Raw genomic sequence first — 22,151 nt, 5'->3', positions numbered from 1 at the left:
CGGCCTGCGACAGTTCAGGCCGGGTTCTACGGCCAAAGACCTATCTCCGGCCGGGCCACCATCAGCCAGAGAATGGCGAGCACCGCGCCAAAGGCTGGAAAGCCACAGGCGAACCAGATGCGAAAGAGGCGCCTCTCCTCCTCGGGCAGAGGGGCATTTTTCAAGACCGCGTGCCGCGCCAGATCGCGCATGCGCAACTGGATCCAGACCACCGGCAGCCAGAAGGCGCCGGCAACCGCATAAAGCAGCAACGAAAGCACGATCCAGCCTTGGCTGAGCGGCCATCCCATCTCGCGCGCCAGCAACGCGCCGGTGATCGGCTGGACGACAACAGCCGTTGCCGTGAAGATGGCATCGGCAACCACGACCGTGCCGGCGACGTGAGCGACAATCTCGGGCTTGCCGGTCCGCTGCGCCATCAGCATGAAGAACGCTATGCCGGCACCGGTGCCGAACAGCGCGGTGGCGCCGATCATGTGCAGCCAGCGCAATATGTCGGCCCAGATGCTCATCGCTCTTCCAGGATTGCAAGAGCCACCAAGACGAGGCAAAGCGTCGGCACGGCCTTGACGATGGCCCCGAGAGGATCGAGCCACAGATCGGGGGCAAGCGCCGCCGCCGCGGCAAGGTAGAGCAAGGTGATGGCAATCATCGCCATCAGCGCCGATCGTGCGAAGGGTCGAACGACAACCGCGGCGCCGACAACGATGTCGGCAACACTTCCGGCCAGAACCATCCCGCGCGCGAGGAAGTCCGGCAGGCCACGCGAGATGAGGATGTCTGCGGCCACATCCTGCTGGACAAGCCCGACAATGCCCGAAACCAGCCAGAACACAGACAAGACGGCAAACACGATCGGCTTCAGCAGCCAAAGGCGCGCGAACCACCGTTCCTGAACATGCGCCGGCATGGCCGCCAGCGTTGCTTCCAAGGGTTGCGGCGGGCGACCAATGATTTCGACCCAGGGTTTCGGATTGCCGGTGACGCCCCTGTCGAGCGCGGCAAGCGCCGCACTGCGCAAGGGAGATCGCCACCCGAGAAGGCCGAGCCCATCGGCGACCATGCCGGCGAGCCAGCCGACAATCGCCGGCATCGCTACGACCGCCGCCTTCGGCAAGCCGAGCCAGGCTCGAAATTCAAGAAGGACGGCGCCGAGAGGTCTGGCGCGTTCCTCGACCACATCGATGATCTGCCCGCGCGCCAGAGACCCGCCGACGGCCCGCGATACCGCATCGGCGACATCCGCAACGGATAGCGTCTGGATCGGCCGGTCCGAAAGCACGGCCGGCACGAAGTATGGAAACGCGGCCAGCGCGCGCAACAATGCCGTTCCGCCATAGGCGGCGGGCGCGATGACCAGGCCGGGCCGCAGGATCGTCCAATCCAGGGAGGACGACTCGACGGCGCGGTCACCTTCGGCCTTGGTGCGAAAGAACGCGTTTTCGGATTTGAGGTCGGCACCGATCGCGGAAATCTGTACCAGCCGGCGCACACCGACCTGTTCGCAAGCGGTGACGAGAGCAGCGACCGACCGCCGATGGATGGCGTCAAGATGGTCGCGCGGACCGTCCTGCAAGGCGCCGGCGGCGTTCACAATCGCCTCCACGCCGGCAAGCAAGCGGGCCCAGTCCGCCGCTGCGAGCAGTCGTGACATGTCCGCCGCGATCCACTCTGCGCCCGGCTTCCGCCGTCGCGCATCGCGGACGTCACGACCGAGCCCAACGACGTCGTGGCCGTCCTCGATCAAGCGTCCGAGGACGGCTTCTCCGATCAGTCCGTAGCCGCCAAGGACGAGGACCTTCATCCGCTGGCTCAGGCGGCTTCGAGGGCCGCCCTCACCGCCGCGATCGCATCATTGGCCCTGGAAATGTCGGGGCCGCCGGCCTGGGCCATGTCGGGACGTCCGCCGCCCCCCTGCCCGCCCAATGCCGCCGAAGCGACGCGCACGAGGTCGACGGCGCTGAAGCGGCCGGTCAGGTCGTCGGTCACGCCTACAACGACACTTGCCTTGTTGTCCTCGCCGGCACCGACAAAGACGACAATGCCGGAGCCCAGCGTCTTCTTGCCGGCATCCGCCAGCGGCTTCAGGTCCTTCGGCGCGACACCCGTAACCGCCTTGCCGAGGAAGCCGACGCCGGCGACGGTCTCGTTGGCGGGCGGGGCATCGGACACGGCCGTGCCGGCACCAAGCGCCAGCTTCTTGCGCGCTTCGGTCAATTCCTTTTCGAGCTTCTTGCGCTCCTCGAGCAGCGCCTCGACGCGCGCCGGCACGTCGGCCGGCGAGATCTTCAAGGTCGCCGCGGCAGTCTTCAGGCGCCTGTCCTGCTCGTCGAGGTGCCTGCGCGCCGCCTCGCCGGTCAGCGCCTCGATGCGCCGCACGCCGGCCGCCACCGCGCTGTCCGACAGGATGCGCACCAGCCCGATATCGCCGGTCGACCTGACATGCGTGCCGCCGCAGAGCTCGACCGAATAGGGACGGTTGGCTTTGGCGCCATGCAGGCCGGTGCCCATCGACACGACGCGCACCTCGTCGCCGTACTTTTCCCCGAACAGCGCCATCGCGCCTTCGGCAATCGCATCGTCGACCGACATCAACCGCGTCGTCACCGGGCTGTTCTGCACGACGATCTCGTTCGCCATGCGCTCGACATCCTCGAGCTCCTCCGGCGAGATCGGCTTGTTGTGCGAGATGTCGAAGCGCAGCCGATCGGGCGCGACCAGCGAGCCCTTTTGCGCGACATGGGTGCCCAGCACCTCGCGCAGTGCCTCGTGGATGAGATGCGTCGCGGAATGGTTGGCGCGCAGCTTCGAGCGACGCGCATGGTCGACCTTCAGCTCGACGGCCGCACCCGTCTTGATCGTACCGCTCGTCACTTTGCCGAGATGCACGAACAGCCCATCGGCCTTCTTCTGCGTGTCGGAGATATCGATCGAGAATCCGTCGCCGGTAATAACGCCGGTATCGCCCATCTGGCCGCCGGATTCGCCGTAGAACGGCGTCTGGTTGACGACCACGGCGACGGCGTCGCCCTGGCTGGCGCTGTCGACAGTCTTGCCATCCTTGACCAGCGTCTGGACCAGACCTTCGGCCTGCTCGGTCTCGTAGCCGAGGAATTCTGTCGCACCGGTCTTCTCGCGCACCGGAAACCAGATCGTCTCGGTCGCTGCTTCACCGGAGCCCGCCCAATGCGCGCGCGCCTCCGCCTTTTGCCGCTCCATCGCATTGGTGAAGCCGGCTAGATCGACCGAAATGTTGCGCTGGCGCAGCGCGTCCTGCGTCAGATCGAGCGGGAAGCCGTAGGTGTCATAGAGCTTGAAGGCCGTCTCGCCGTCGAGCATATCGCCGGCATGGAGCGTGTCCGTCGCATCCGCGAGCAGGCCGAGACCGCGCACCAGCGTCTTGCGGAAGCGCGTCTCCTCGAGCTTCAGCGTTTCGGTGATCAGCGCTTCGCCGCGTACGAGTTCCGGATAGGCCTGGCCCATCTCGCGCACCAGTGCCGGAACCAACTGCCACATCAGCGGCTCCTTGGCGCCGAGCAACTGGGCATGACGCATGGCACGGCGCATGATGCGGCGCAGCACATAGCCGCGGCCTTCGTTGGACGGCAGCACGCCGTCGGCCACCAGGAAGGAGGACGAACGCAGATGGTCCGCGATCACCCGGTACGAGCCGACGTTCTCCTGGGTTGGGCCGTGCCCCAGCGCCGAGGACGCGGCGTCGATCAGGTGCTTGAACAGGTCGGTCTCGAAGACGCTCTCCACCCCTTGCAGGATGGACGCCATGCGCTCCAGGCCCATGCCGGTGTCGATCGACGGGCGCGGCAGGTCAATGCGCTCGTCCTTCGTCACCTGCTCATACTGCATGAACACCAGGTTCCAGAATTCAAGGAACCGGTCGCCATCCTCTTCCGGGCTGCCGGGCGGGCCGCCCCAGATATGCTCGCCGCGGTCGATGAAGATTTCCGAGCACGGCCCGCAAGGGCCGGTGTCGCCCATCGCCCAGAAATTGTCCGACGTCGGGATGCGGATGATGCGATCGTCCGAGAAGCCGGCGATCTTCTTCCAGTAGCCAGCCGCCTCGTCATCGGTGTGATAGACGGTGACCAAGAGCTTGTCTTTCGGCAGGCCGAATTCCTTGGTGATCAGGTTCCAGGCAAGCTCGATCGCGCGCTCTTTGAAGTAATCGCCGAACGAGAAATTGCCGAGCATCTCGAAGAAGGTCAGATGGCGCGCGGTGTAGCCGACATTGTCGAGGTCATTGTGCTTGCCGCCGGCGCGCACGCTCTTCTGCGCGGTCGAGGCGCGCGAATAGGCACGCTTCTCCAGGCCGGTGAAGACGTTCTTGAACTGCACCATGCCGGCGTTGGTGAACATCAGCGTCGGATCGTTGCGCGGCACCAGCGGGCTGGAGGCGACGATCTCGTGACCCTCCTTGCGGAAGTAGTCGAGGAATGTCGACCGGATGTCGTTCACGCCACTCATGGATACTGCCTTTTCGTAGGAACCGCCGGCGCGAAGGCCGGCGGCAAATGGGCTTCGTGTTTCAGAAGATAGATTGGCCTTTTAGCCGTAGCTCTTGACCCTGTCCAGAAACACGGAGTTGGACCAATCCGCCGGCTGGCAGGGTGTATCCTCGCCCAAAACGCAAACCGCCGGCGCGAAGGCCGGCGGTTCGAACGCAGTACTACGGAACTCGATTACATAAGCTTTAGATAATAGACCCGGATTATGGCCGAACTCCGGCAGTTGCCTTACATCGCGCCGGCTTCGTCTTCGAAGCCGTCGTCGCCGCCTTCGGAGCCGCCATTCTCGAGGAATTTTTCCGCGATCAGCCCGGCATTCTGCCTGAGCGCCAGCTCGATCTCGCGTGCCGTATCCGGATTGTCGCGCAGGAACAGCTTGGCGTTCTCGCGGCCCTGGCCGAGACGCTGCGAATTGTAGGAGAACCAGGCGCCCGACTTTTCGACCACGCCGGCCTTGACCCCGAGATCGACGAGCTCGCCGGTCTTCGACACGCCCTCGCCATACATGATGTCGAACTCGACCACCTTGAAGGGCGGGGCCAGCTTGTTCTTCACCACCTTGACGCGGGTCTGGTTGCCGACCACCTCGTCGCGATCCTTGACCGAGCCGATGCGGCGGATGTCGAGGCGCACCGAGGCGTAGAATTTCAGCGCGTTGCCGCCAGTGGTGGTTTCCGGCGAGCCGAACATGACGCCGATCTTCATGCGGATCTGGTTGATGAAGATGACCATGGTGTTGGAGCGCGAGATCGAGGCGGTGAGCTTGCGCAGCGCCTGGCTCATCAGGCGGGCCTGGAGACCCGGCAGCGCATCGCCCATCTCGCCCTCGATTTCGGCGCGCGGCGTCAGCGCCGCGACCGAATCGACCACCAGCACGTCGATGGCGCCGGAGCGCACCAGCGTGTCGCAGATCTCCAGCGCCTGCTCGCCGGTGTCGGGCTGCGAGATCAGGAGGTTTTCGAGATCGACGCCGAGCTTGCGGGCATAGACCGGATCGAGCGCGTGCTCGGCATCGACGAAGGCGCAGATACCGCCCTTCTTCTGGGCTTCCGCAACCGTGTGCAGCGCCAGCGTCGTCTTGCCCGAGCTTTCCGGCCCGTAGATTTCGATGATGCGGCCGCGCGGCAGGCCGCCGACGCCGAGCGCGATGTCGAGACCAAGCGATCCCGTCGGCACGGTTTCGATCTCGACGACCTGCTCGTTCGCGCCGAGCCGCATGATCGAGCCCTTGCCGAAGGCGCGCTCGATTTGCGACAGCGCCGCATCCAGAGCCTTTGATTTGTCCACTGCCTTATCCTCTACAAGCCGCAAAGTATTCTGAGCCATGATACATCACCCCTTGGTCGTCAATGAAGGCCGGACAATCCGCGATCCCTGACATTTTGTACCTTTTTTGTTCTCACTTGGCAAGAGGCATCAAACTACTGAAAACCAATCGATATCCGGATTTGTTCTATTTTTGTCCCGTCATGGCTGGATTTGCGCATACCCTATTTGGTCCAGCCTGGGCCGATTGCCTGGTCGATCCGAATCGCAGCCCCGATTGCGGGGCGATGCGCGGAAACCTAGTGTGCGCACGCGAACAATCAACAAAGGTCCACTCCGAGGCATGCCGACATCCCCAAAAATCCTGGCGCTGGGCGGCGCCCATATCGACAGGCGCGGCCAGGTGTCGGGCACCTATGTGCCCGCAGCGTCCAACCCCGGCGTCATGCGCGAGGATGTCGGCGGCGGCGTCTTCAACGCGCTGCGCAGCATGGTGAAGCGCGGCGTGTCGGCCTCGCTGCTTTCGGTGCGCGGCGGCGACGCGGCGGCCGAGACCGTCGCAGCGGCGATCGCCGGCGCCGGCATCGCCGATCTTTCGGTGATATTCCTCGATCGCACGACGCCGAGCTACACGGGGCTGATCGACACCGAGGGCGAGCTGATAGTCGGCTTTGCCGATATGGGTCTCTACGACCTCGCCTTCCCCAAGCAGATCCGCCGCGCCAAGGTGCGCGAGGCGATTGCCGAGGCCGACGCGATCCTCTGCGACGCGAACCTGCCGACAGCGGCGCTCGAGCGCCTCGTCGCGCAGGCCGGCGGCCGGCCGGTCTTCGCCATCGCCATTTCGCCGGCCAAGGTGGTGCGGCTGGCGCCGCTGCTCGGCAATCTCTCGCTGCTGTTCATGAACCGCCGCGAGGCGGCGGCGCTTGCAGGCGCCGACATGTCCGGCCAGGATCTTGTCAACGCGCTGAAGCGAGTGGGGCTGGCAGCGGGCGTGGTCACGGCCGGCAGTGCGCCGGTGCTGGGCTTCGACGAATCCGGCGTCTTTGCCATCGACCCGCCCGCGCCGCGACGGGTCGCCGACGTGACCGGCGCCGGCGACGCGCTGACCGGGGCCACAGTTGCCGCGCTGCTGCGCGGATTGCCTTTGCGGGCAGCGCTACGCGAAGGCGTTGCCGCGGCGACGCTCGCCATCGAGAGCGCCGAGGCGGTGCCGTCCTTCACGGCCGCCAGCTTCGCCCAAGCGCTTGCCCTTGTGCCGGAGGCGCGGCAGGTGGCATAGGGCCACCAAACCATCTTGCCGGAGCGTTTCTCCGGATTGGAGAACAGACATGACACCCGAGACCGCCCGCCCCTTCATCGACATCCACCCGCCGGTGGCGGAGGCGCTTGCCGCTGGGCGGCCGGTGGTGGCGCTGGAAAGCACCATCATCACCCATGGCATGCCCTACCCCGACAATGGCGCGATGGCCGCCAAGGTAGAGCAGATCATTATCGGCGGCGGCGCGGTGCCGGCGACGATCGCCGTGGTCGATGGCCGCATCAAGATCGGGCTGTCCGACGGCGAGCGCGAATCGCTCGCCATGACCGGCGACGCCATGAAGCTGTCGCGCGCCGATATCGGCTTTGCCGTCGCTCAAACGCGCACCGGCGGCACCACCGTTGCCGCCACCATGATCGCCGCGCAAATGGCCGGCATAAAGGTCTTCGCCACCGGTGGTATCGGCGGCGTCCACAAGGGCGCGGAAAAGAGTTTTGACATCTCGGCCGACCTCGACGAGCTGGCGCGCACCCCGGTCATCGTCGTCTCGGCCGGCGCCAAGGCGATCCTCGACATCGAGAAGACGCTGGAAGTGCTGGAGACGCGCGGCGTCCCGGTCATCGGCCATGGCTGCGAGACCATGCCGGCCTTCTGGTCCAGGCAATCGCCGTTCCGCGCGCCGCTGACGCTGCATGCGCCTGAGGACATCGCGCATTTCTACCATACGCGGCAAGCGCTCGGCCTTGGCGGCGGCATTCTGGTCGCCAATCCGGTGCCGCAGGATGACGAGATCCCGGCGGCCGAGATGGACGGCTATATCCAGGCCGCGCAGAAGGCGGCCGAAGTGCAGAACATCACCGGCAAGGCGGTGACGCCCTTCCTGCTGTCGAAGATCCTGGAACTCACCGGCGGGCGCAGCCTCAAAACCAACATCGCGCTGGTCGAGAACAATGCGCGGCTGGCGGCGGAGATCGCGAAAGCTCTCTAGGCCTACTTCCCCGCCCGCCTCCCGGCCTCATAGGCCCGCCTTGCCCACATTGCCATTTCGTCGGGATCGTCGAAGGCGCTGTCGGGAACGCTCCAATAGGGCATCGCCACCTCCTTGCCGTGCCGTGAGCCGGTATAGGTCCACTGGCTGCAGTCGGCGGCCTCGAAATCGGGGATGCTCTCGTCGTCCGCCTTCAGCATCAGTTCGCCGCGCACGACCACCGCGACGATGACGCCGTCGCAATAGATGCCCTTGCCGCCGAACAGCTTTCGGATGCTGATCGGACCCAGGCTTTCGAAAAGTTCCTGAAGGCGCTCGTCGTCCATGCCGCGATCATGTCATCGCCTTCCGGCCTTGTCATCGCCGCAACCAAAGCCATGCTGACAGGTTGTGACTTGGAAACGGAGTTCCCGCCATGCCTGCCCTGCTCAAAGGCTCCTGCCGCTGCGGCGCTGTTCGCTTCGAGGTGGAAAGCCACACGCCGGTGCCGTTCATGCTCTGCTACTGCTCGATCTGCCGCAAGCAGCAAGGCGGCGGCGGTTTCGCCATCAATCTCGGCGCCGACTACGAGACGCTGAAGGTCAGCGGCAAGCGCAGCCTCGGCGTCTATCGCGCCGAGATCGAGGACGACGAGCATCCGCATTGCGAGGTCTCGACCGGCGAGCGCAATTTCTGCAAGAAATGCGGCGCGGCGCTCTGGCTCTACGATCCGACCTGGCCGGACCTCGTCCACCCCTTCGCCTCGGCGATCGACAGCGATCTGCCGAAGCCCCCGGAGAAGGTCCATCTGATGCTGAAATACAAGGCGAACTGGGTCGAGCCTACGGTCGGCAAGAAGGACAAGGTGTTCGACGTCTACCCGGAAGAATCGATCGCCGACTGGCACAAGCGGACGGGCATGTGGGTGGATTAGTGACGGAGGCTGAAATGAACCTTACGACACATAAGAAATTCAAGGGCGATCGTTTGATGCCCTGGGGCAAGGGCACGGTCGTCACGGACGCGAAGGGATATGTCTTTCTGTGCGGCAACACCGCCACGGTCGACGACTACGATCCGTCGAGACACAAAGGCGGCGCCATCGGCGACCCAGCCACGCAATGGCGCGCTATCCTTGCCAACTTCAAAGCGGATCTGGAGGAACTTGGCAGCTCGCTCGACCATCTGGTCAAGGTGACGTTCTACGTCAAAGGGCCGTTTCCAACCGGCGGCGTCCTCAGTTCACCGAATTTCCGCCTGGACGTGTTGGACGAATTCTTTGCCGAACATTGCCCGAAACACTGCAGCTACAACAATCCGCCGCCATCGGAGGTGATCGGCGTTGCCGCCTTGGCGCAACCCGACTTGGTTGTGGAGCTTGTCGTCATCGCCGCGCTGCCGGATTGAGTACGCGCCGGCGGGCGGGCCTGATCAGGCCGAAGCACGCGCGTCGGCAAGCGCCTTCAGATCGGCCGGCTTCAGCTCGACGGATTCGCCGCAGCCGCAAGCCGAACTCTGATTCGGGTTCTTGAATGTGAAGCCGGTGCGCAGCGTCGTCTGCTCGAAATCCATCTCAGTGCCGAGCAGGAAGAGTGCTGCTTCCGGTGCGACATAGACATGCGCGCCGTCGCGCTCGACATGGTCGTCCTTGGGGTTCGGTTCGGTCACCAGGTCGACCGTATATTCCATGCCGGCGCAGCCGCCTTTCCTTATGCCGAGGCGGATGCCGTGCGCGTTGTCGCGCGCAGCGACGATCTCGCGCACGCGGTCGGCGGCCTTTTCGGTCATCGCAATGACGGCGAAGCGTCCCATGTCATTCTCCACGTTCGCGCGGGTTCAAGGCCCGCGGAATGAGTCTGCCCTTAAGATGGTGAAGTTTCACCTTTGCTGCAAGCCAAGCAATCTTTGTTGGGTCGTTGGTTAGTACCACCCGACCGCCACTTGAGCCTCTTCCGACATCCGGTCCGGTGTCCATGGCGGGTCGAACACCATGTTGACCTCCACGCCCGAAATGCCCTCGACGGCACCGACGGCATTCTCGACCCAGCCGGGCATTTCGCCGGCCACCGGGCAGCCCGGCGCGGTCAGCGTCATGTCGATTTTGACCGTGCGGTCGTCCTCGATGTCGATCCTGTAGACCAGGCCAAGCTCATAGATGTCGGCCGGGATTTCCGGATCGTAGACCGTCTTCAGGGCCGAGACGATGTCATCGGTCAGCCGCGCCAACTCATCGGCGGGGATAGCCGAGGCCGAGACGATGCCGTTGCCGGCCGTTTCCGGCGCGGTCTCTGTGGTGGTGCTCACATCGTCCATGGTCTTTACCCGAAAAACTTTCGCGCCTTTTCCAGCGCCTCGGCCAAAGCGTCGACTTCGGCCCTGGTATTATACATGCCGAACGATGCCCTGCATGTGGAGGTCACGCCGAAGCGTTTCAACAGCGGCTGGGCGCAATGGGTGCCCGCGCGGACAGCCACGCCTTGCCTATCGATCACCATCGACACGTCATGGGCATGGATACCCTGCAATTCGAACGAGATGATGGCGCCCTTGCCCGGCGCATCACCGAAGATGCGCAGCGAGTTGATGGCGCGTAGCCGCTCATGCGCGTAATTCTTGAGATCCGCCTCATGCGCGGCGATGCGCTCGCGGCCGACCTTGTCCATGTAGTCCAGCGCGGCGCCCAGCCCGATCGCCTGCACGATCGGCGGCGTGCCAGCCTCGAAACGGTGCGGCGGCTCGTTATAGGTGACGATGTCCTCCGTCACCTCCTCGATCATCTCGCCGCCGCCCATGAAGGGCCGCATCTCGTCCAGCAGGTGCTTCTTGCCGTAGAGGACGCCGATGCCCGACGGGCCGTAGACCTTGTGGCCGGTGAAGACGAAGAAATCGCAATCGAGATCCTGCACGTCGATCGGCATATGCACGGCGCTCTGGCTACCGTCGACCAGCACCGGGATGCCGCGTTGATGCGCGATGCGCACGATCTCCTTGATCGGCGTCACCGTGCCGAGCGCGTTGGACATGTGCGTGATGGCGACAAGCTTGGTGCGGTTGGTCAGCCGCTTCTCGAATTCCTCGATGTGGAAGGCGCCGAGATCGTCGACCGGCACCCAGACCAGCTTGGCGCCCTGCCGCTCGCGGATGAAATGCCACGGCACGATATTCGAATGGTGCTCCATTATCGACAGCACGATCTCGTCGCCCTCGCCGATCCTCGGCATACCCCAGCCATAGGCGACGGTGTTGATCGCCGAAGTGGTGTTGGAGGTGAAGACGATATTGTCGGTGCTCGGTGCATTGAGGAAACGCCGCACGGTTTCGCGCGCTTTCTCATAGGCATCGGTCGCGGCGTTCGACAGGAAATGCAGGCCGCGATGGACGTTGGCATATTCCTGCGAATAGGCATGCTGGATCGTGTCGAGCACCACCTGCGGCTTCTGCGCCGAAGCACCATTGTCGAGATAGACCAGCGGCTTGCCGTAGATCTGCCGCGACAGGATCGGGAAGTCGCGGCGGATCGCCTCGACATCGTAGGGAGTGGTTTCGATCTTCTGATCCATCACAAATTCATCGCCTCATTCCGTCCAGCACCCCTCACCCGTCTCGGCGCTTCGCCCCGATCCACCTTCTCCTACAAGGAGAGAAGGTCAGGCGCTCTTCCTTCTCCCCTTGTGGGAGAAGGTGGCCGCGAAGCGGCCGGATGAGGGGTACGGTCGAGGCTTAGCCTCGACCGCTTCATCCGTGCGTCAAAAACCAGCCGTCGAGCCGCGCTTCCAGCGCCTCGACGATGCCCTCGTCGTCCAGTTCCTCGATCACTTCGGCCACGAAAGCCTTCACCAAAAGTCCCCGCGCCGTCTTCTCGTCGATGCCGCGCGCCATCAGGTAGAAGAGATGGTCGTGGTCGATCTCGGTGACGGTCGCGCCATGGCCGCAGACGACGTCGTCGGCAAAAATCTCCAGCTCGGGCTTGGTCGAGAACTCGCCGTCGTCCGACAGAAGCAGCGTGTTGCAGGCCATCTTGGCGTTGGTCTTCTGCGCATATTGATGCACGTTGATGCGGCCCTGGAAGACGCCGCGCGCCTTACCCGTAACCACGTTCCGCATCACTTCCGTCGAGGTCGTGTGCGGCACCGTGTGGTCGAGCACCATGGTGGTGTCGGTATGCGTGTCGCCGGCCAGAAGGTTGATGCCGCGCAACTTGAAATCCGCCCCCTCGCCCGTCGTCCTGACCACCACCTCTTGGCGCACCAGCTTGCCGCCGGCATTCATGACGAACAGTGTGAGTTTCGCATCCTTGCCGACTTGCGCCTTGAACTGGGCGAGATGCGTGGCGGTGTCCGGCTGCTCCTGCACGATCAGCCAGGTCACCTCGGCACCTTCGTCGAGGACGAGCTGGCTCACCGAGCTGATGAGCGCATCGCTGCCTTCGCTTGCCTCGCCCGCCTGACGCTCGACGATGATCGCCTTGGCGCCGGCGCCGACGCGCGTCAGCAGCCGCACATGCGCCTGGCCGCCGGACTGAAGGTTCTGCAATTCGATCGGTTTTTCCAGTTCGGTGCCGTCGGCGATGTCGACGAAATAGCCATCGGCGACGAAGGCGGTGTTCAGCGCGCCGATCGCATCGTCGGCACCATAGGGATCCAGCCCTGGCGCCACACTGCCGTCGGTCAGCTTCTCGGACAGGCGCTGCACGGTGACGCCCTCGATCTCGGGCAGCTTGGCGTTCGAGACGCCGTTCAGCACCGGCAGCACGGCGGAACCGTCGAGGACCGGATCGAGCGCCTTCGCGACCACCTCAGCCTCGAAGGCCGGCACAGAGGTGAGCAGCCGGCGCAGGTCCGTATAGTGCCAGGATTCGACGCGCCGCGTCGGCAGGCCGTGCTTGATCGCCTCGATCGCGTCGTCGCGCTTGACCATCACCGCGCCGTCGCCGGGCAGCAGCGACAGCCGCTCGCCGAAGGCATCGATCAGCGCCGTCTCGGCCAAGGTCCGCTGGGGCTGTGCGTGCATGTTCATTGCTCTCGCCTCACTTGGCCCCATCTCACGCGGCTTCGCCGATGACGCCGGCATAGCCATTGGTTTCGAGATCGAGCGCCAGCGACTTGTCGCCCGACTTGATGACCTGGCCCTTGTAGAGCACGTGCACGCTGTCCGGCACGATGTGCTCGAGCAGGCGCTGATAGTGAGTGATGACGACGATGGCGCGCTCCGGCGAGCGCAGCGCGTTGACGCCATCGGCGACGATCTTGAGCGCATCGATGTCGAGACCGGAATCGGTTTCGTCGAGCACGCAGAGCTTCGGCTCAAGCAGCTTCATCTGCAGGATCTCGGCGCGCTTCTTCTCGCCGCCGGAGAAGCCGACATTGAGCGGCCGCTTCAGCATGTTCATGTCCATGTTGAGCAAGGCGGCTGCCTCCTTAACGCGCTTCAGGAACTCCGGAACCTTCAGCGGCTCCTCGCCGCGCGCCTTGCGCTGCTCGTTCATCGCCACTTTCAGGAATTCCATGGTCGCCACGCCCGGTATCTCCATCGGATACTGGAAGGCGAGGAAAATGCCTGCGGTGGCGCGTTCGGCCGGATCCATTTCGAGGATCGACTGGTCGTTATAGAGGATGTCGCCTTCGGTGACCTCATAGTCCTCGCGGCCGGCGAGGATATAGGACAGCGTCGACTTGCCCGAGCCGTTCGGGCCCATGATGGCGGCGACCTCGCCGGCTTTCACCGTCAGGTTCAGTCCGCGGATGATCTCGGTGCCGTCATCGACGATCCGGGCATGCAAATTCTTGATCTCAAGCATATTTCTTTCCTGAATATCTTTGCGGTCAGCCGACCGAACCCTCTAGGCTGATACCGATCAGCTTCTGCGCCTCGACGGCGAACTCCATCGGCAGTTGCTGGATGACGTCCTTGACGAAGCCGTTGACGATCAGCGCGATCGCCTCTTCTTCGGGGATGCCGCGCTGCATGACGTAGAATTTCTGGTCCTCGGAGATCTTCGACGTCGTCGCCTCGTGCTCGAACTGGGCGGTCGAGTTCTTGGCCTCCATGTAGGGCACGGTGTGCGCGCCGCATTGGTCACCGATGAGCAGCGAGTCGCAATTGGTGAAGTTGCGCGCGTTGGCCGCCTTGCGGTGCGCCGAAACCTGGCCGCGATAGGTGTTCTGCGAGAAGCCGGCGGCGATGCCCTTGGAGATGATGCGGCTCGACGTGTTCTTGCCGAGATGGATCATCTTGGTGCCCGAGTCGACCTGCTGGTAGCCGTTGGACACGGCGATCGAATAGAACTCGCCGCTGGAATCGTCGCCGCGCAGGATGCAGCTCGGGTACTTCCAGGTGATCGCCGAGCCGGTCTCGACCTGCGTCCACGAGATCTTCGAGCGGTCGCCGCGGCAGTCGCCGCGCTTGGTGACGAAATTGTAGACGCCGCCCTTGCCCTCGGCGTCGCCCGGGTACCAGTTCTGCACCGTCGAATATTTGATCTCGGCATCGTCGAGCGCGATCAGCTCGACCACGGCCGCATGCAGCTGGTTCTCGTCGCGCTGCGGCGCCGTGCAGCCCTCGAGATAGGAGACGTAGGCCCCCTCCTCGGCGATGATCAGCGTGCGCTCGAACTGGCCGGTGTTCTTCTCGTTGATGCGGAAATAGGTCGACAGCTCCATCGGGCAGCGCACGCCCTTCGGCACGAACACGAAGGAGCCGTCGGTGAACACGGCCGAATTCAGCGTGGCGTAGAAATTGTCGGTGGTCGGCACGACCGAGCCGAGATATTTCTGCACCAGTTCCGGATGCTCGCGGATGGCTTCAGAGATCGAGCAGAAGATGACGCCGGCCTGAGCCAGCTCCTTCTTGAAGGTGGTAACGACCGACACTGAATCGAACACGGCGTCGACCGCGACGCGGCCCGACTTGTAGACGTTGTCGTTGGCCTCCTCCAACTCGGACTCTTCGGTCTTCTGCACGCCCGCGAGGATTTCCTGCTCCTTCAGCGGAATGCCGAGCTTCTCGTAGACCTTCAAGAGTTCGGGATCGACTTCGCTGAGCGACGTCGGACCCGGCGTGCTCTTCGGCGCCGCGTAGTAGTGGATGTCCTGGAAGTCGATCTTCGGATAGCGGACGCGCGCCCAGGTCGGCTCTTCGAGCGTCAGCCATCGCCGAAAGGCCCCGAGACGCCATTCTAGCATCCAGTCCGGCTCACCCTTCTTCTCGGAGATCAAGCGAATAATGTCTTCGCTCAGGCCCTTGGGGGCCTTGTCCATCTCGATCTCTGTCTGGAATCCGTATTTATACTGGTCGACGTCGATCTTTCGGACTCGATCGATCGTCTCCTGCACAGCAGGCATAAGCGTTCTCCATCCACGCCGGGGTCAAGGCCCGGCAGTTTTCAAACTATGGCACCGCCGAGATCAGTCCCCGAGGGGACCGACAGCGGAGTAACCTCCATATAGTGCGTTCCGACCGGAAATTCACCCGGCCAAGACGAAACGCACGGCTCAACCAGGCCGGATGGCCTGAATTCATTTTCGAGCACCGGATTTAGAGAGCCGCCGGGATCTTTTGTCCGATGCCGTGCCACCGTCAGGCGGCCTTTTCTTTTCCAGCCCGACGCGCGGCTATGCCGGCCAGGGCAGCCCGAAACGCCTCGATCTCCCTTGCGCCGGTTGCGCGGCCGATCGAGACGCGCAATGCGCCAAGGCTATCGCCGTGGCCCATCGCCTTCAGCACACGGCTTGGCCCGACTTTCCCCGACGAGCAGGCGGAGCCGGCCGACAGCGCCACTCCGGCAAGATCGAAAGCGATCTGCGCCGTCTCGGCCTTGACGCCGGGAATAGCGAAGAATGTCGTATTGGCAAGCCTTGGCGCCGCCGCTCCAAAGATTTCCGCGTCAGAGGCAATTTCCTGGACGATCGCCTCGATCTCATCGCGGCAATGCGCGACCGCTTCCATCGCATCCAGCCCGACAAGTGCTGCCCGCGCCGCGGCGCCGAAACCCGCAATGCCGGGAAGGTTCTCGGTGCCGGCGCGATGGCCCTTTTCCTGACCGCCGCCATTGATCAGCGGCTTCGGCATCATCAGGTCGGCGTGAGCGACAATGGCGCCGACGCCCTTCGGGCCGCCGATCTTATGCGAGGACAGGATCAGATAGTCGGCATAACCGGCTGACATGTCGATCGGAATCCGCCCGGCAGCCTGCACGGCGTCGACCACCAGCACACCGCCCGCCCCCTTGACGATCTCGGCGATGCGGCCGATCGGCTGGATAACGCCGGTCTCGTTGTTGGCGGCATGGATCGCCACCAGCGGCAGGCCATCGGCCCTGTCGTGCGCGGCCAGCGCCTTGGTCAGCGCGTCGAGGTCGGCAATGCCGTTCCGATCGACGCCGATCCGCGTCACCTGCGCGGCCGGAAAACGTCCGCCGCCGAGCACGCAGGGATGGTCGGCCTCCGAGACGTAGAGGCGGCTCATGCGGATAGCGCCGCGCCCCATCTGCCAGTCGGGACCAAGCAGCGTCGAGGCGGCTTCCGTCGCGCCCGAGGTGAACACGACATGTTCGGGCTTGGCGTTGACCAGCCTTGCCACGTCGCGCCTGGCGTCCTCGATCAGCCGGCGCGCCGCGCGGCCCTCGCTGTGGACCGACGACGGATTGGCGGCGTCGAGCGCGGCGACCATCGCCGACCGCGCCTCTGCAATGAGAGGTGCGCTGGCGTTGTAGTCGAGATAGGCGCGAGTTGCGGCCATTTTCCTTCCGTCGGTCCCGTCAGCAGCCATTCCGCGAGGATAGCGCGTTATTTCCTTGAAATTGCAAGGCAAGCCGTCCTATTTACCCGGCTTGCGGCGCGGGCGGCCGGACCATTGCGTTTTCGGCCACCCAGTTTTGAACAATTCTAAACTAGCTTCTAGGAAGACGCTTGCCCGGCGTCAAGGCCACAGAATGGGCCAAGGGAAGTTCCGGGCAAGCGCCTTCGTATGCCACGTGGAGTATTTTATGCCTGAGGTCATTTTCGCCGGTCCGGCTGGTCGCCTGGAGGGACGCTACCAGCCTTCCAAGGAAAAGAGCGCGCCGATCGCCATCGTGCTGCACCCGCACCCGCAATTCGGCGGCACGATGAATAACAAGATCGTCTACGACCTCTTCTACATGTTCCAGAAGCGCGATTTCACCACGCTTCGCTTCAATTTCCGTGGCATCGGCCGCAGCCAGGGCGAGTTCGACCACGGCACCGGCGAGCTATCGGACGCAGCCGCCGCGCTCGACTGGGTGCAGTCGCTGCATCCGGATTCCAAGAGCTGCTGGGTTGCCGGCTATTCCTTCGGCTCCTGGATCGGCATGCAGCTTCTGATGCGCCGGCCCGAGATCGAGGGCTTCATCTCGGTCGCCCCGCAGCCCAATACCTACGACTTCTCGTTCCTCGCGCCCTGCCCCTCGTCCGGCCTCATCATCCACGGCGATGCCGACAAGGTGGCGCCGCCCAAGGACGTGCAGACGCTGGTCGACAAGCTCCACACGCAAAAGGGCATCACCATCACGCAGAAGACGATCCCCGGCGCGAACCATTTCTTCGCCAACCACGCCGAACTGCTGATCGACGAGTGCGCCGACTACCTCGACCGGCGACTGGCAGGCGAGCTCGCCGATCCGCGGCCAAAGCGGCTGCGGTAGTGAGAGCAACCTAAAGGCGGTCAGCCGATAGTTGCTCGCGGCTCCGCCTCGCCAGCGATGCTTTATCTTTCGACCTGCTGGACGACAGCAGCCGGAACGTGCGCTTGGGCACGGGTCTGGTCGACGACGGCCGGCAGAAGATGAAGCCGAGCCGCGCGAAGACCAGTCCCGTGACAATCGCAAAGGCGAGGCCAAGCCCGAAGCCGGCCACCGTGTCGCTCGGATAATGCGCGCCGACGAAGACGCGCGTCGAGGCAATGCAGGCGGTGACCGCCAGCGCGATGTGCCAGCGTTTTGGGAACAGCAGCAGCAGGATGCCGAATACGGCGCCCATCGTCGTGGCATGGCCCGACGGAAAGCCGGCGAAGCGCGCATCCATGGCGAAGGGATGCAGCGACAGCACCCCGAAACTGTCGAAATAGAGCGGCCGCGCCCGGCCGATGCCATATTTCAGCAAATTGACCGCCAGCCCGGAAAGGCCGACCGCGCAAAGCACCAGGAAGGCGAAGCACGTCCAGTTGTAGACCATTATCCGCGCCTGCCGTGAAAGGCCGCGCCAGTCCGTCAAATTGGCAGCGACGAGGCAGAGAGCCGCGGGGATGAGATACCAGCCGCCCAGGCCGAAATCCGTGAAGAAGTCGGTGAAATGGACGAAGCCGGGCGTCCAGGCCCCGCGCATCCTGCCGGCGGCGCTATCGAGGCTGAGGAAAGCGGCAGCCGCCAGCAGCGCCCAAGCGAGCGCCCAGACCGGCCACGCGATCTCGGGATAGCGCGCCGGCCGCACGGCAAACCGCCGCCTCACGATAGCAATCGTGTCGAGGAAGTTGCCGAGCGAGCGGCGGTAAAGGGCGACGGCGGACATGGCTGAGCCTTACAGCAATTCCAGGAAAGGTGCGTAGCGGTTTTCCGTCCGGAATTGCGTCAAACAAATACTTAGAGCGGGTCAACGATTCTGAGAAAGGTTGAACCGCTCCAGGGGCATCGAAGCCCGACGTTATTCCTCACGGGGTTACCCGATAAAGGCCGAGCGCCAGCTTGTCTCCTGACGAATAGTTGAGCCCGTCGATTTCGGTAAGCCGCTTCGCCGACTTGCCCTGCCCGGCAAGCAGTTCGTCGAGCTTCTGCTCTTCCTTGACCGGAGCAAGTCCCAGCGCGCAGGCTGGATCGGCAAGCAGGTGTTTTGCAACGCCGTCGATATCGGTCAGCACCGTATTGGTGCCGACCAGGAACACCAGGCTCGGTTCATGATAGGGCGATGAGGCAAGCACAGTTGTGTCGCAAGGGCGGTTGACATCGACCGCTGTCTTGATGGCGGGGCTTAGCCAGATCGGCTTCAAGGACGGCGCAATCACGCCGAACAGCAGGCTGAACGTTATGCCCGCGCCAACCGCGATCGCCGCGATGCGTCCGAGCGGGACCTGCAATTGGCGCGGGAAAGCAAGATAGCCGGTCACGAGCGCCGCTATTGCCGCCGGGATGCTCCACCAGGAAAAGGCCTTGGCGAAATAGATCGGCGTCCCGATGCAGACTGCGGCCAGCCCGATCGACACCACGACCACGCCGAAGGCAGTCGCCCACCAAAGCCAGCTCTGCCAGCGCTTCAGCGGCGCGTTGGCCTGGTCGGCCGGCAAGGTGAGCAGCCAGCCGACCAGCAACGCCATGCCGGGATAGGCGGGCATCACGTAATGCGGCAGCTTGGTCGGGATCGCCTCGAACACCAGCCAGAACGGGATGTACCAGGCGAGACAGAAGCGCAGGCGCGGGTCGTCCCGGAAGCGGTTGATGGCCTGCAACCCGGCGCCAACCGCGATCAGGCCGAACGGCCACATGAACAGCGAATAGGTGAGCATGTAGAAGCCGGGCGGCAGGCCGTGCGATTCCTCGCCTTGCAGCATGTAGAAGCCGGGCGGCAGGCCGTGCGATTCCTCGCCTTGCGCCACCTTGTTCAGCATGTCCTTGCCGACCGCCTCATGGAAGAAGGCGCCGCCGCTCTTCCAGCTGATGAGGACGATCCAGGGCAGGACGATGACGAGCACGATCGCGACACCGCGCACCAGCTTCAGCTTCAAAAGCCAGCGCCAGTCGCGATCGAAGGCAAACAGAGCCGCGGCCGTAAGCAGCGACAAGAGCGGGGCGACCGGTCCCTTGATCAGGATGCCCAGCCCCTGCCCGATCCAGAAGATCCAGGGCAGATGGCCTGCGACCGGCTCTTTGCGGCGGGCGGCCAGATAGACCTGCGCCAGCGCACCCTGAGCGGCCACGCAACAGGCGAGAAGCATGGCATCGGTCTTGGCGTCGCGGCCCTCGAAGGCGGTGGCGAAGATCGCCGCCATCATCAGGCCGGCGGCAAGGCCGGCATTGGCGCCGAAGAGCTTTGTGCCCGTCCAGCCGATGCCAACGACGGCGAGCGCAATGCCGAGCATGGAAACCAGGCGATAAACCCAGATCGGCGCTTCGGCCCCCTCGCCGCTCAGCGCGACCGCCGCCGATTGCAGCCAGTAGATGCCGATCGGCTTCTTGTAGCGCGTCACATCCTGCAGACGGATGTCGATATAATCGCCGGTCTCGACCATCTGCTTGGTCGACTGGACGAAACGGGATTCGTCGCGGTCGACCGGCGGCAGGCTTGCCAGCCCGCTGACGGTCATCACAACGCTGAACAGAAAGAGGAAAAGGTAGTTCCGGTTCATCGCGGGAGCTTGTCCGATCTGATCTGCTGGATGGCCCCGTCGCGGCGCTCGGGGCGCGCTGCCCTTGCGCGGGCGCCTCATTACGCCAGCAAAACGGGCGAAGCAAGGACGCGCGGCATTGCGGGCGATCGACGCAAAACCGGAAACACTTTTGCTGATCGCGCATTTGAGTGGCGGCGATCGACGCAAAACCGGAAACCACTTTTGCTGATCGCCCGCTGATGCTAAACGCGCCCCTTCACGTCACGCTCGGCCGGATGCCGGGCGAACTCCGGGAAGAAAAGATGTCCGCCTTCAAGTCCGATTTCCTGCGCGTCATGAGCGAGCGCGGCTTCATCCACCAGATTTCGGATGAAACCGGCCTCGACCAGCTTTTCGCCAAGGAAACGGTGAGTGCCTATATCGGCTTCGACGCAACGGCGAAGAGCCTGCATGCGGGATCGCTGATCCAGATCATGATGCTCCACTGGCTGCAGCAGACCGGCCACCGGCCGATCGCGTTGATGGGCGGCGGCACCTCGATGATCGGCGACCCCTCCTTCAAGGACGAGGCGCGCAAGCTGCTGACGCCTGAGGACATCGAGAACAATCTCGCCGGCATCCGCCGCAATTTCGCGCCCTACCTCAAATTCGGCAGCGGCGCCGGCGACGCCATCATGGTCAACAATGCCGACTGGCTGATGGAGATCAACTACGTCAACTTCCTGCGCGATGTCGGCCGGCATTTTTCGGTCAACCGCATGCTCGCCTTCGATTCCGTGAAGCTCAGGCTCGACCGCGAGCAATCGCTGTCGTTCCTCGAATTCAACTACATGATCCTGCAGGCCTACGACTTCGTCGAGCTCTACAAGCGCTTCGGCTGCCGGCTGCAGATGGGCGGTTCCGACCAGTGGGGCAACATCGTCAACGGCATCGACCTCGGCCACCGCATGGAGAATGCGCAGCTCTACGCGATGACGACGCCGCTGCTCACCACCTCGTCCGGCGCCAAGATGGGAAAGTCGGCCTCGGGCGCGGTCTGGCTCGATGCGGATATGCTGTCGCCTTACGAGTTCTGGCAGTACTGGCGCAACACCGAGGACGCCGACGTCGGCCGCTTCCTGAAGCTTTACACGACGCTGCCGCTCGACGAGGTCGCGCGGCTCGAAAAGCTCGGCGGCTCGGAGATCAACGAGGCGAAGAAGATCCTCGCTACCGAGATCACCGCCATGCTGCACGGCCGAGAGGCCGCCGAGACGGCGAGCGAAACCGCGCGCAAGACCTTCGAGGAAGGCGCGCTCGCCGACACGCTGCCGAGCGTCGAGGTGGCCAGGGCTGATCTCCAGGCCGGCATCGGCATGCTGTCGCTGTTCGTGACCGCAGGGCTTGCGGGCTCCAACAGCGAGGCGCGGCGGCACATCCAGGGCGGCGCCGTGCGCCTCAACGACCAGCCGGTCGCGGACGACCGCCGCGTGGTGACGCTTGAGGATCTGGGCGCCGAGGGTGTCGTAAAGCTCTCGCTCGGCAGGAAGAAACACGTGCTGGTGCGGGCGGTCTGACCATTCGCGACCACACCTCTTGTCGGCCGCGACCCTTGCCGGAATGCGCGGGGCCGGTCAGCTTCGCAGGTATTTGACCAGCGCCGCTATGCTGAGCAAAAGCGTGATGAAGACCAAGACCCAGATGAGCGCCATGCCGCCCATCATCCAAGCCGAACCATCCATCATGGCGATCATCCTCCATGGGTGGCGAGAGCCGGCCTCGCCGGTGCGTATCGGCGATTGCGGGGTGAACTAGGTCGCCGCGC

At 64.1% G+C, this 22,151-nt stretch carries 20 protein-coding genes; 6 read left to right on the top strand and 14 right to left on the bottom strand.

Translation table 11 applies throughout. The features are described 5' to 3' along the window. Nucleotides 1–26: 26 nt before the first annotated feature. The 4 genes from AU465_RS24120 to recA form a co-directional block, all read right to left on the bottom strand. Nucleotides 27–512, bottom strand: coding sequence for a DUF2269 family protein (locus AU465_RS24120; protein ID WP_192253896.1), 486 nt, complete (start codon nucleotides 510–512; stop codon nucleotides 27–29). After that, on the bottom strand, nucleotides 509–1,804 hold the full coding sequence (locus AU465_RS24115; protein WP_192253895.1) for an SDR family oxidoreductase: 1,296 nt from the start codon (nucleotides 1,802–1,804) through the stop codon (nucleotides 509–511). Before AU465_RS24115 ends, AU465_RS24120 begins: the two co-directional genes overlap by 4 nt. Nucleotides 1,805–1,812: 8 nt before the next feature. Beyond that, nucleotides 1,813–4,482 carry an alanine--tRNA ligase gene (gene alaS / locus AU465_RS24110; RefSeq protein WP_192253894.1) on the bottom strand — a complete coding sequence of 890 codons (2,670 nt, stop codon included), beginning with the start codon at nucleotides 4,480–4,482 and terminating at the stop codon, nucleotides 1,813–1,815. Between the two features lie 269 nt (nucleotides 4,483–4,751). Then, nucleotides 4,752–5,849, bottom strand: a complete 1,098-nt coding sequence (gene recA / locus AU465_RS24105; protein WP_112127716.1) for a recombinase RecA — start codon at nucleotides 5,847–5,849, stop codon at nucleotides 4,752–4,754. 283 nt (nucleotides 5,850–6,132) lie between these two features. Here recA and AU465_RS24100 point away from each other — a divergent pair, with 283 nt between their 5' ends. Together AU465_RS24100 and AU465_RS24095 are read left to right on the top strand one after the other, a co-directional pair. After that, nucleotides 6,133–7,071: a carbohydrate kinase family protein gene (locus AU465_RS24100; protein WP_192253892.1), complete on the top strand. Its 939-nt coding sequence runs from the start codon at nucleotides 6,133–6,135 to the stop codon at nucleotides 7,069–7,071. Between the two features lie 49 nt (nucleotides 7,072–7,120). Next, nucleotides 7,121–8,038: a pseudouridine-5'-phosphate glycosidase gene (locus AU465_RS24095; RefSeq protein WP_192253891.1), complete on the top strand. Its 918-nt coding sequence runs from the start codon at nucleotides 7,121–7,123 to the stop codon at nucleotides 8,036–8,038. Nucleotides 8,039–8,040: 2 nt separating this feature from the next. Here AU465_RS24095 and AU465_RS24090 read toward each other — a convergent pair whose 3' ends face one another. Continuing rightward, a complete protein-coding gene (locus tag AU465_RS24090) occupies nucleotides 8,041–8,364 on the bottom strand; it encodes a TfoX/Sxy family protein (RefSeq protein WP_192253889.1) in 324 nt (107 codons plus the stop codon). 89 nt (nucleotides 8,365–8,453) lie between these two features. Here AU465_RS24090 and AU465_RS24085 point away from each other — a divergent pair, with 89 nt between their 5' ends. Together AU465_RS24085 and AU465_RS24080 are read left to right on the top strand one after the other, a co-directional pair. After that, nucleotides 8,454–8,951 (top strand): GFA family protein, encoded by a 498-nt coding sequence (locus tag AU465_RS24085; protein WP_192253887.1) that lies wholly within the window; start codon nucleotides 8,454–8,456, stop codon nucleotides 8,949–8,951. A gap of 14 nt (nucleotides 8,952–8,965) precedes the next feature. Further along, nucleotides 8,966–9,424 (top strand): RidA family protein, encoded by a 459-nt coding sequence (locus tag AU465_RS24080; RefSeq protein ID WP_192253885.1) that lies wholly within the window; start codon nucleotides 8,966–8,968, stop codon nucleotides 9,422–9,424. Between the two features lie 24 nt (nucleotides 9,425–9,448). Here the strand turns inward: AU465_RS24080 and sufA are convergent, their stop codons facing one another. The 7 genes from sufA to AU465_RS24045 form a co-directional block, all read right to left on the bottom strand. Then, complete coding sequence (sufA, locus tag AU465_RS24075) at nucleotides 9,449–9,829, bottom strand: Fe-S cluster assembly scaffold SufA (RefSeq protein WP_192253883.1); 381 nt, start codon at nucleotides 9,827–9,829, stop codon at nucleotides 9,449–9,451. 108 nt (nucleotides 9,830–9,937) lie between these two features. Next, entirely contained in the window at nucleotides 9,938–10,330 is a 393-nt protein-coding gene (locus tag AU465_RS24070) for an SUF system Fe-S cluster assembly protein (protein WP_192253881.1), read from the bottom strand. A gap of 5 nt (nucleotides 10,331–10,335) precedes the next feature. Beyond that, nucleotides 10,336–11,577: a cysteine desulfurase gene (locus AU465_RS24065; RefSeq protein WP_192253879.1), complete on the bottom strand. Its 1,242-nt coding sequence runs from the start codon at nucleotides 11,575–11,577 to the stop codon at nucleotides 10,336–10,338. Between the two features lie 175 nt (nucleotides 11,578–11,752). Next, the gene (gene sufD, locus AU465_RS24060; RefSeq protein ID WP_192253877.1) at nucleotides 11,753–13,033 is read right to left on the bottom strand and encodes a Fe-S cluster assembly protein SufD; all 1,281 of its coding nucleotides are present in this window, start codon (nucleotides 13,031–13,033) and stop codon (nucleotides 11,753–11,755) included. Nucleotides 13,034–13,058: 25 nt separating this feature from the next. Then, nucleotides 13,059–13,814, bottom strand: a complete 756-nt coding sequence (gene sufC / locus AU465_RS24055; RefSeq protein ID WP_192253875.1) for a Fe-S cluster assembly ATPase SufC — start codon at nucleotides 13,812–13,814, stop codon at nucleotides 13,059–13,061. 25 nt (nucleotides 13,815–13,839) lie between these two features. After that, nucleotides 13,840–15,357, bottom strand: a complete 1,518-nt coding sequence (gene sufB, locus AU465_RS24050) for a Fe-S cluster assembly protein SufB (RefSeq protein ID WP_192253873.1) — start codon at nucleotides 15,355–15,357, stop codon at nucleotides 13,840–13,842. A 235-nt stretch (nucleotides 15,358–15,592) separates the two neighbouring features. Continuing rightward, a complete protein-coding gene (locus AU465_RS24045; protein ID WP_192253871.1) occupies nucleotides 15,593–16,753 on the bottom strand; it encodes a cysteine desulfurase family protein in 1,161 nt (386 codons plus the stop codon). Between the two features lie 247 nt (nucleotides 16,754–17,000). Between AU465_RS24045 and AU465_RS24040 the strand changes: the two genes are divergently transcribed. Beyond that, nucleotides 17,001–17,675: an alpha/beta hydrolase gene (locus AU465_RS24040; RefSeq protein WP_192253869.1), complete on the top strand. Its 675-nt coding sequence runs from the start codon at nucleotides 17,001–17,003 to the stop codon at nucleotides 17,673–17,675. A gap of 10 nt (nucleotides 17,676–17,685) precedes the next feature. Here the strand turns inward: AU465_RS24040 and AU465_RS24035 are convergent, their stop codons facing one another. After that, on the bottom strand, nucleotides 17,686–18,537 hold the full coding sequence (locus AU465_RS24035) for a phosphatase PAP2 family protein (protein ID WP_192253867.1): 852 nt from the start codon (nucleotides 18,535–18,537) through the stop codon (nucleotides 17,686–17,688). 139 nt (nucleotides 18,538–18,676) lie between these two features. Next, entirely contained in the window at nucleotides 18,677–20,365 is a 1,689-nt protein-coding gene (locus AU465_RS24030; RefSeq protein WP_192253865.1) for an ArnT family glycosyltransferase, read from the bottom strand. A gap of 284 nt (nucleotides 20,366–20,649) precedes the next feature. On the opposite strand from AU465_RS24030, the gene tyrS reads away from it, so the two are divergent. Continuing rightward, entirely contained in the window at nucleotides 20,650–21,903 is a 1,254-nt protein-coding gene (gene tyrS / locus AU465_RS24025; RefSeq protein ID WP_192253863.1) for a tyrosine--tRNA ligase, read from the top strand. The last annotated feature ends 248 nt before the right edge of the window (nucleotides 21,904–22,151 follow it).

Source organism: Mesorhizobium silamurunense (assembly GCF_014843905.1).
In the GTDB taxonomy this organism is placed as follows: domain Bacteria; phylum Pseudomonadota; class Alphaproteobacteria; order Rhizobiales; family Rhizobiaceae; genus Mesorhizobium; species Mesorhizobium silamurunense.
Note: the sequence above shows the minus strand (reverse complement) of the source record. Positions and strands in the feature narration are given on the sequence as shown.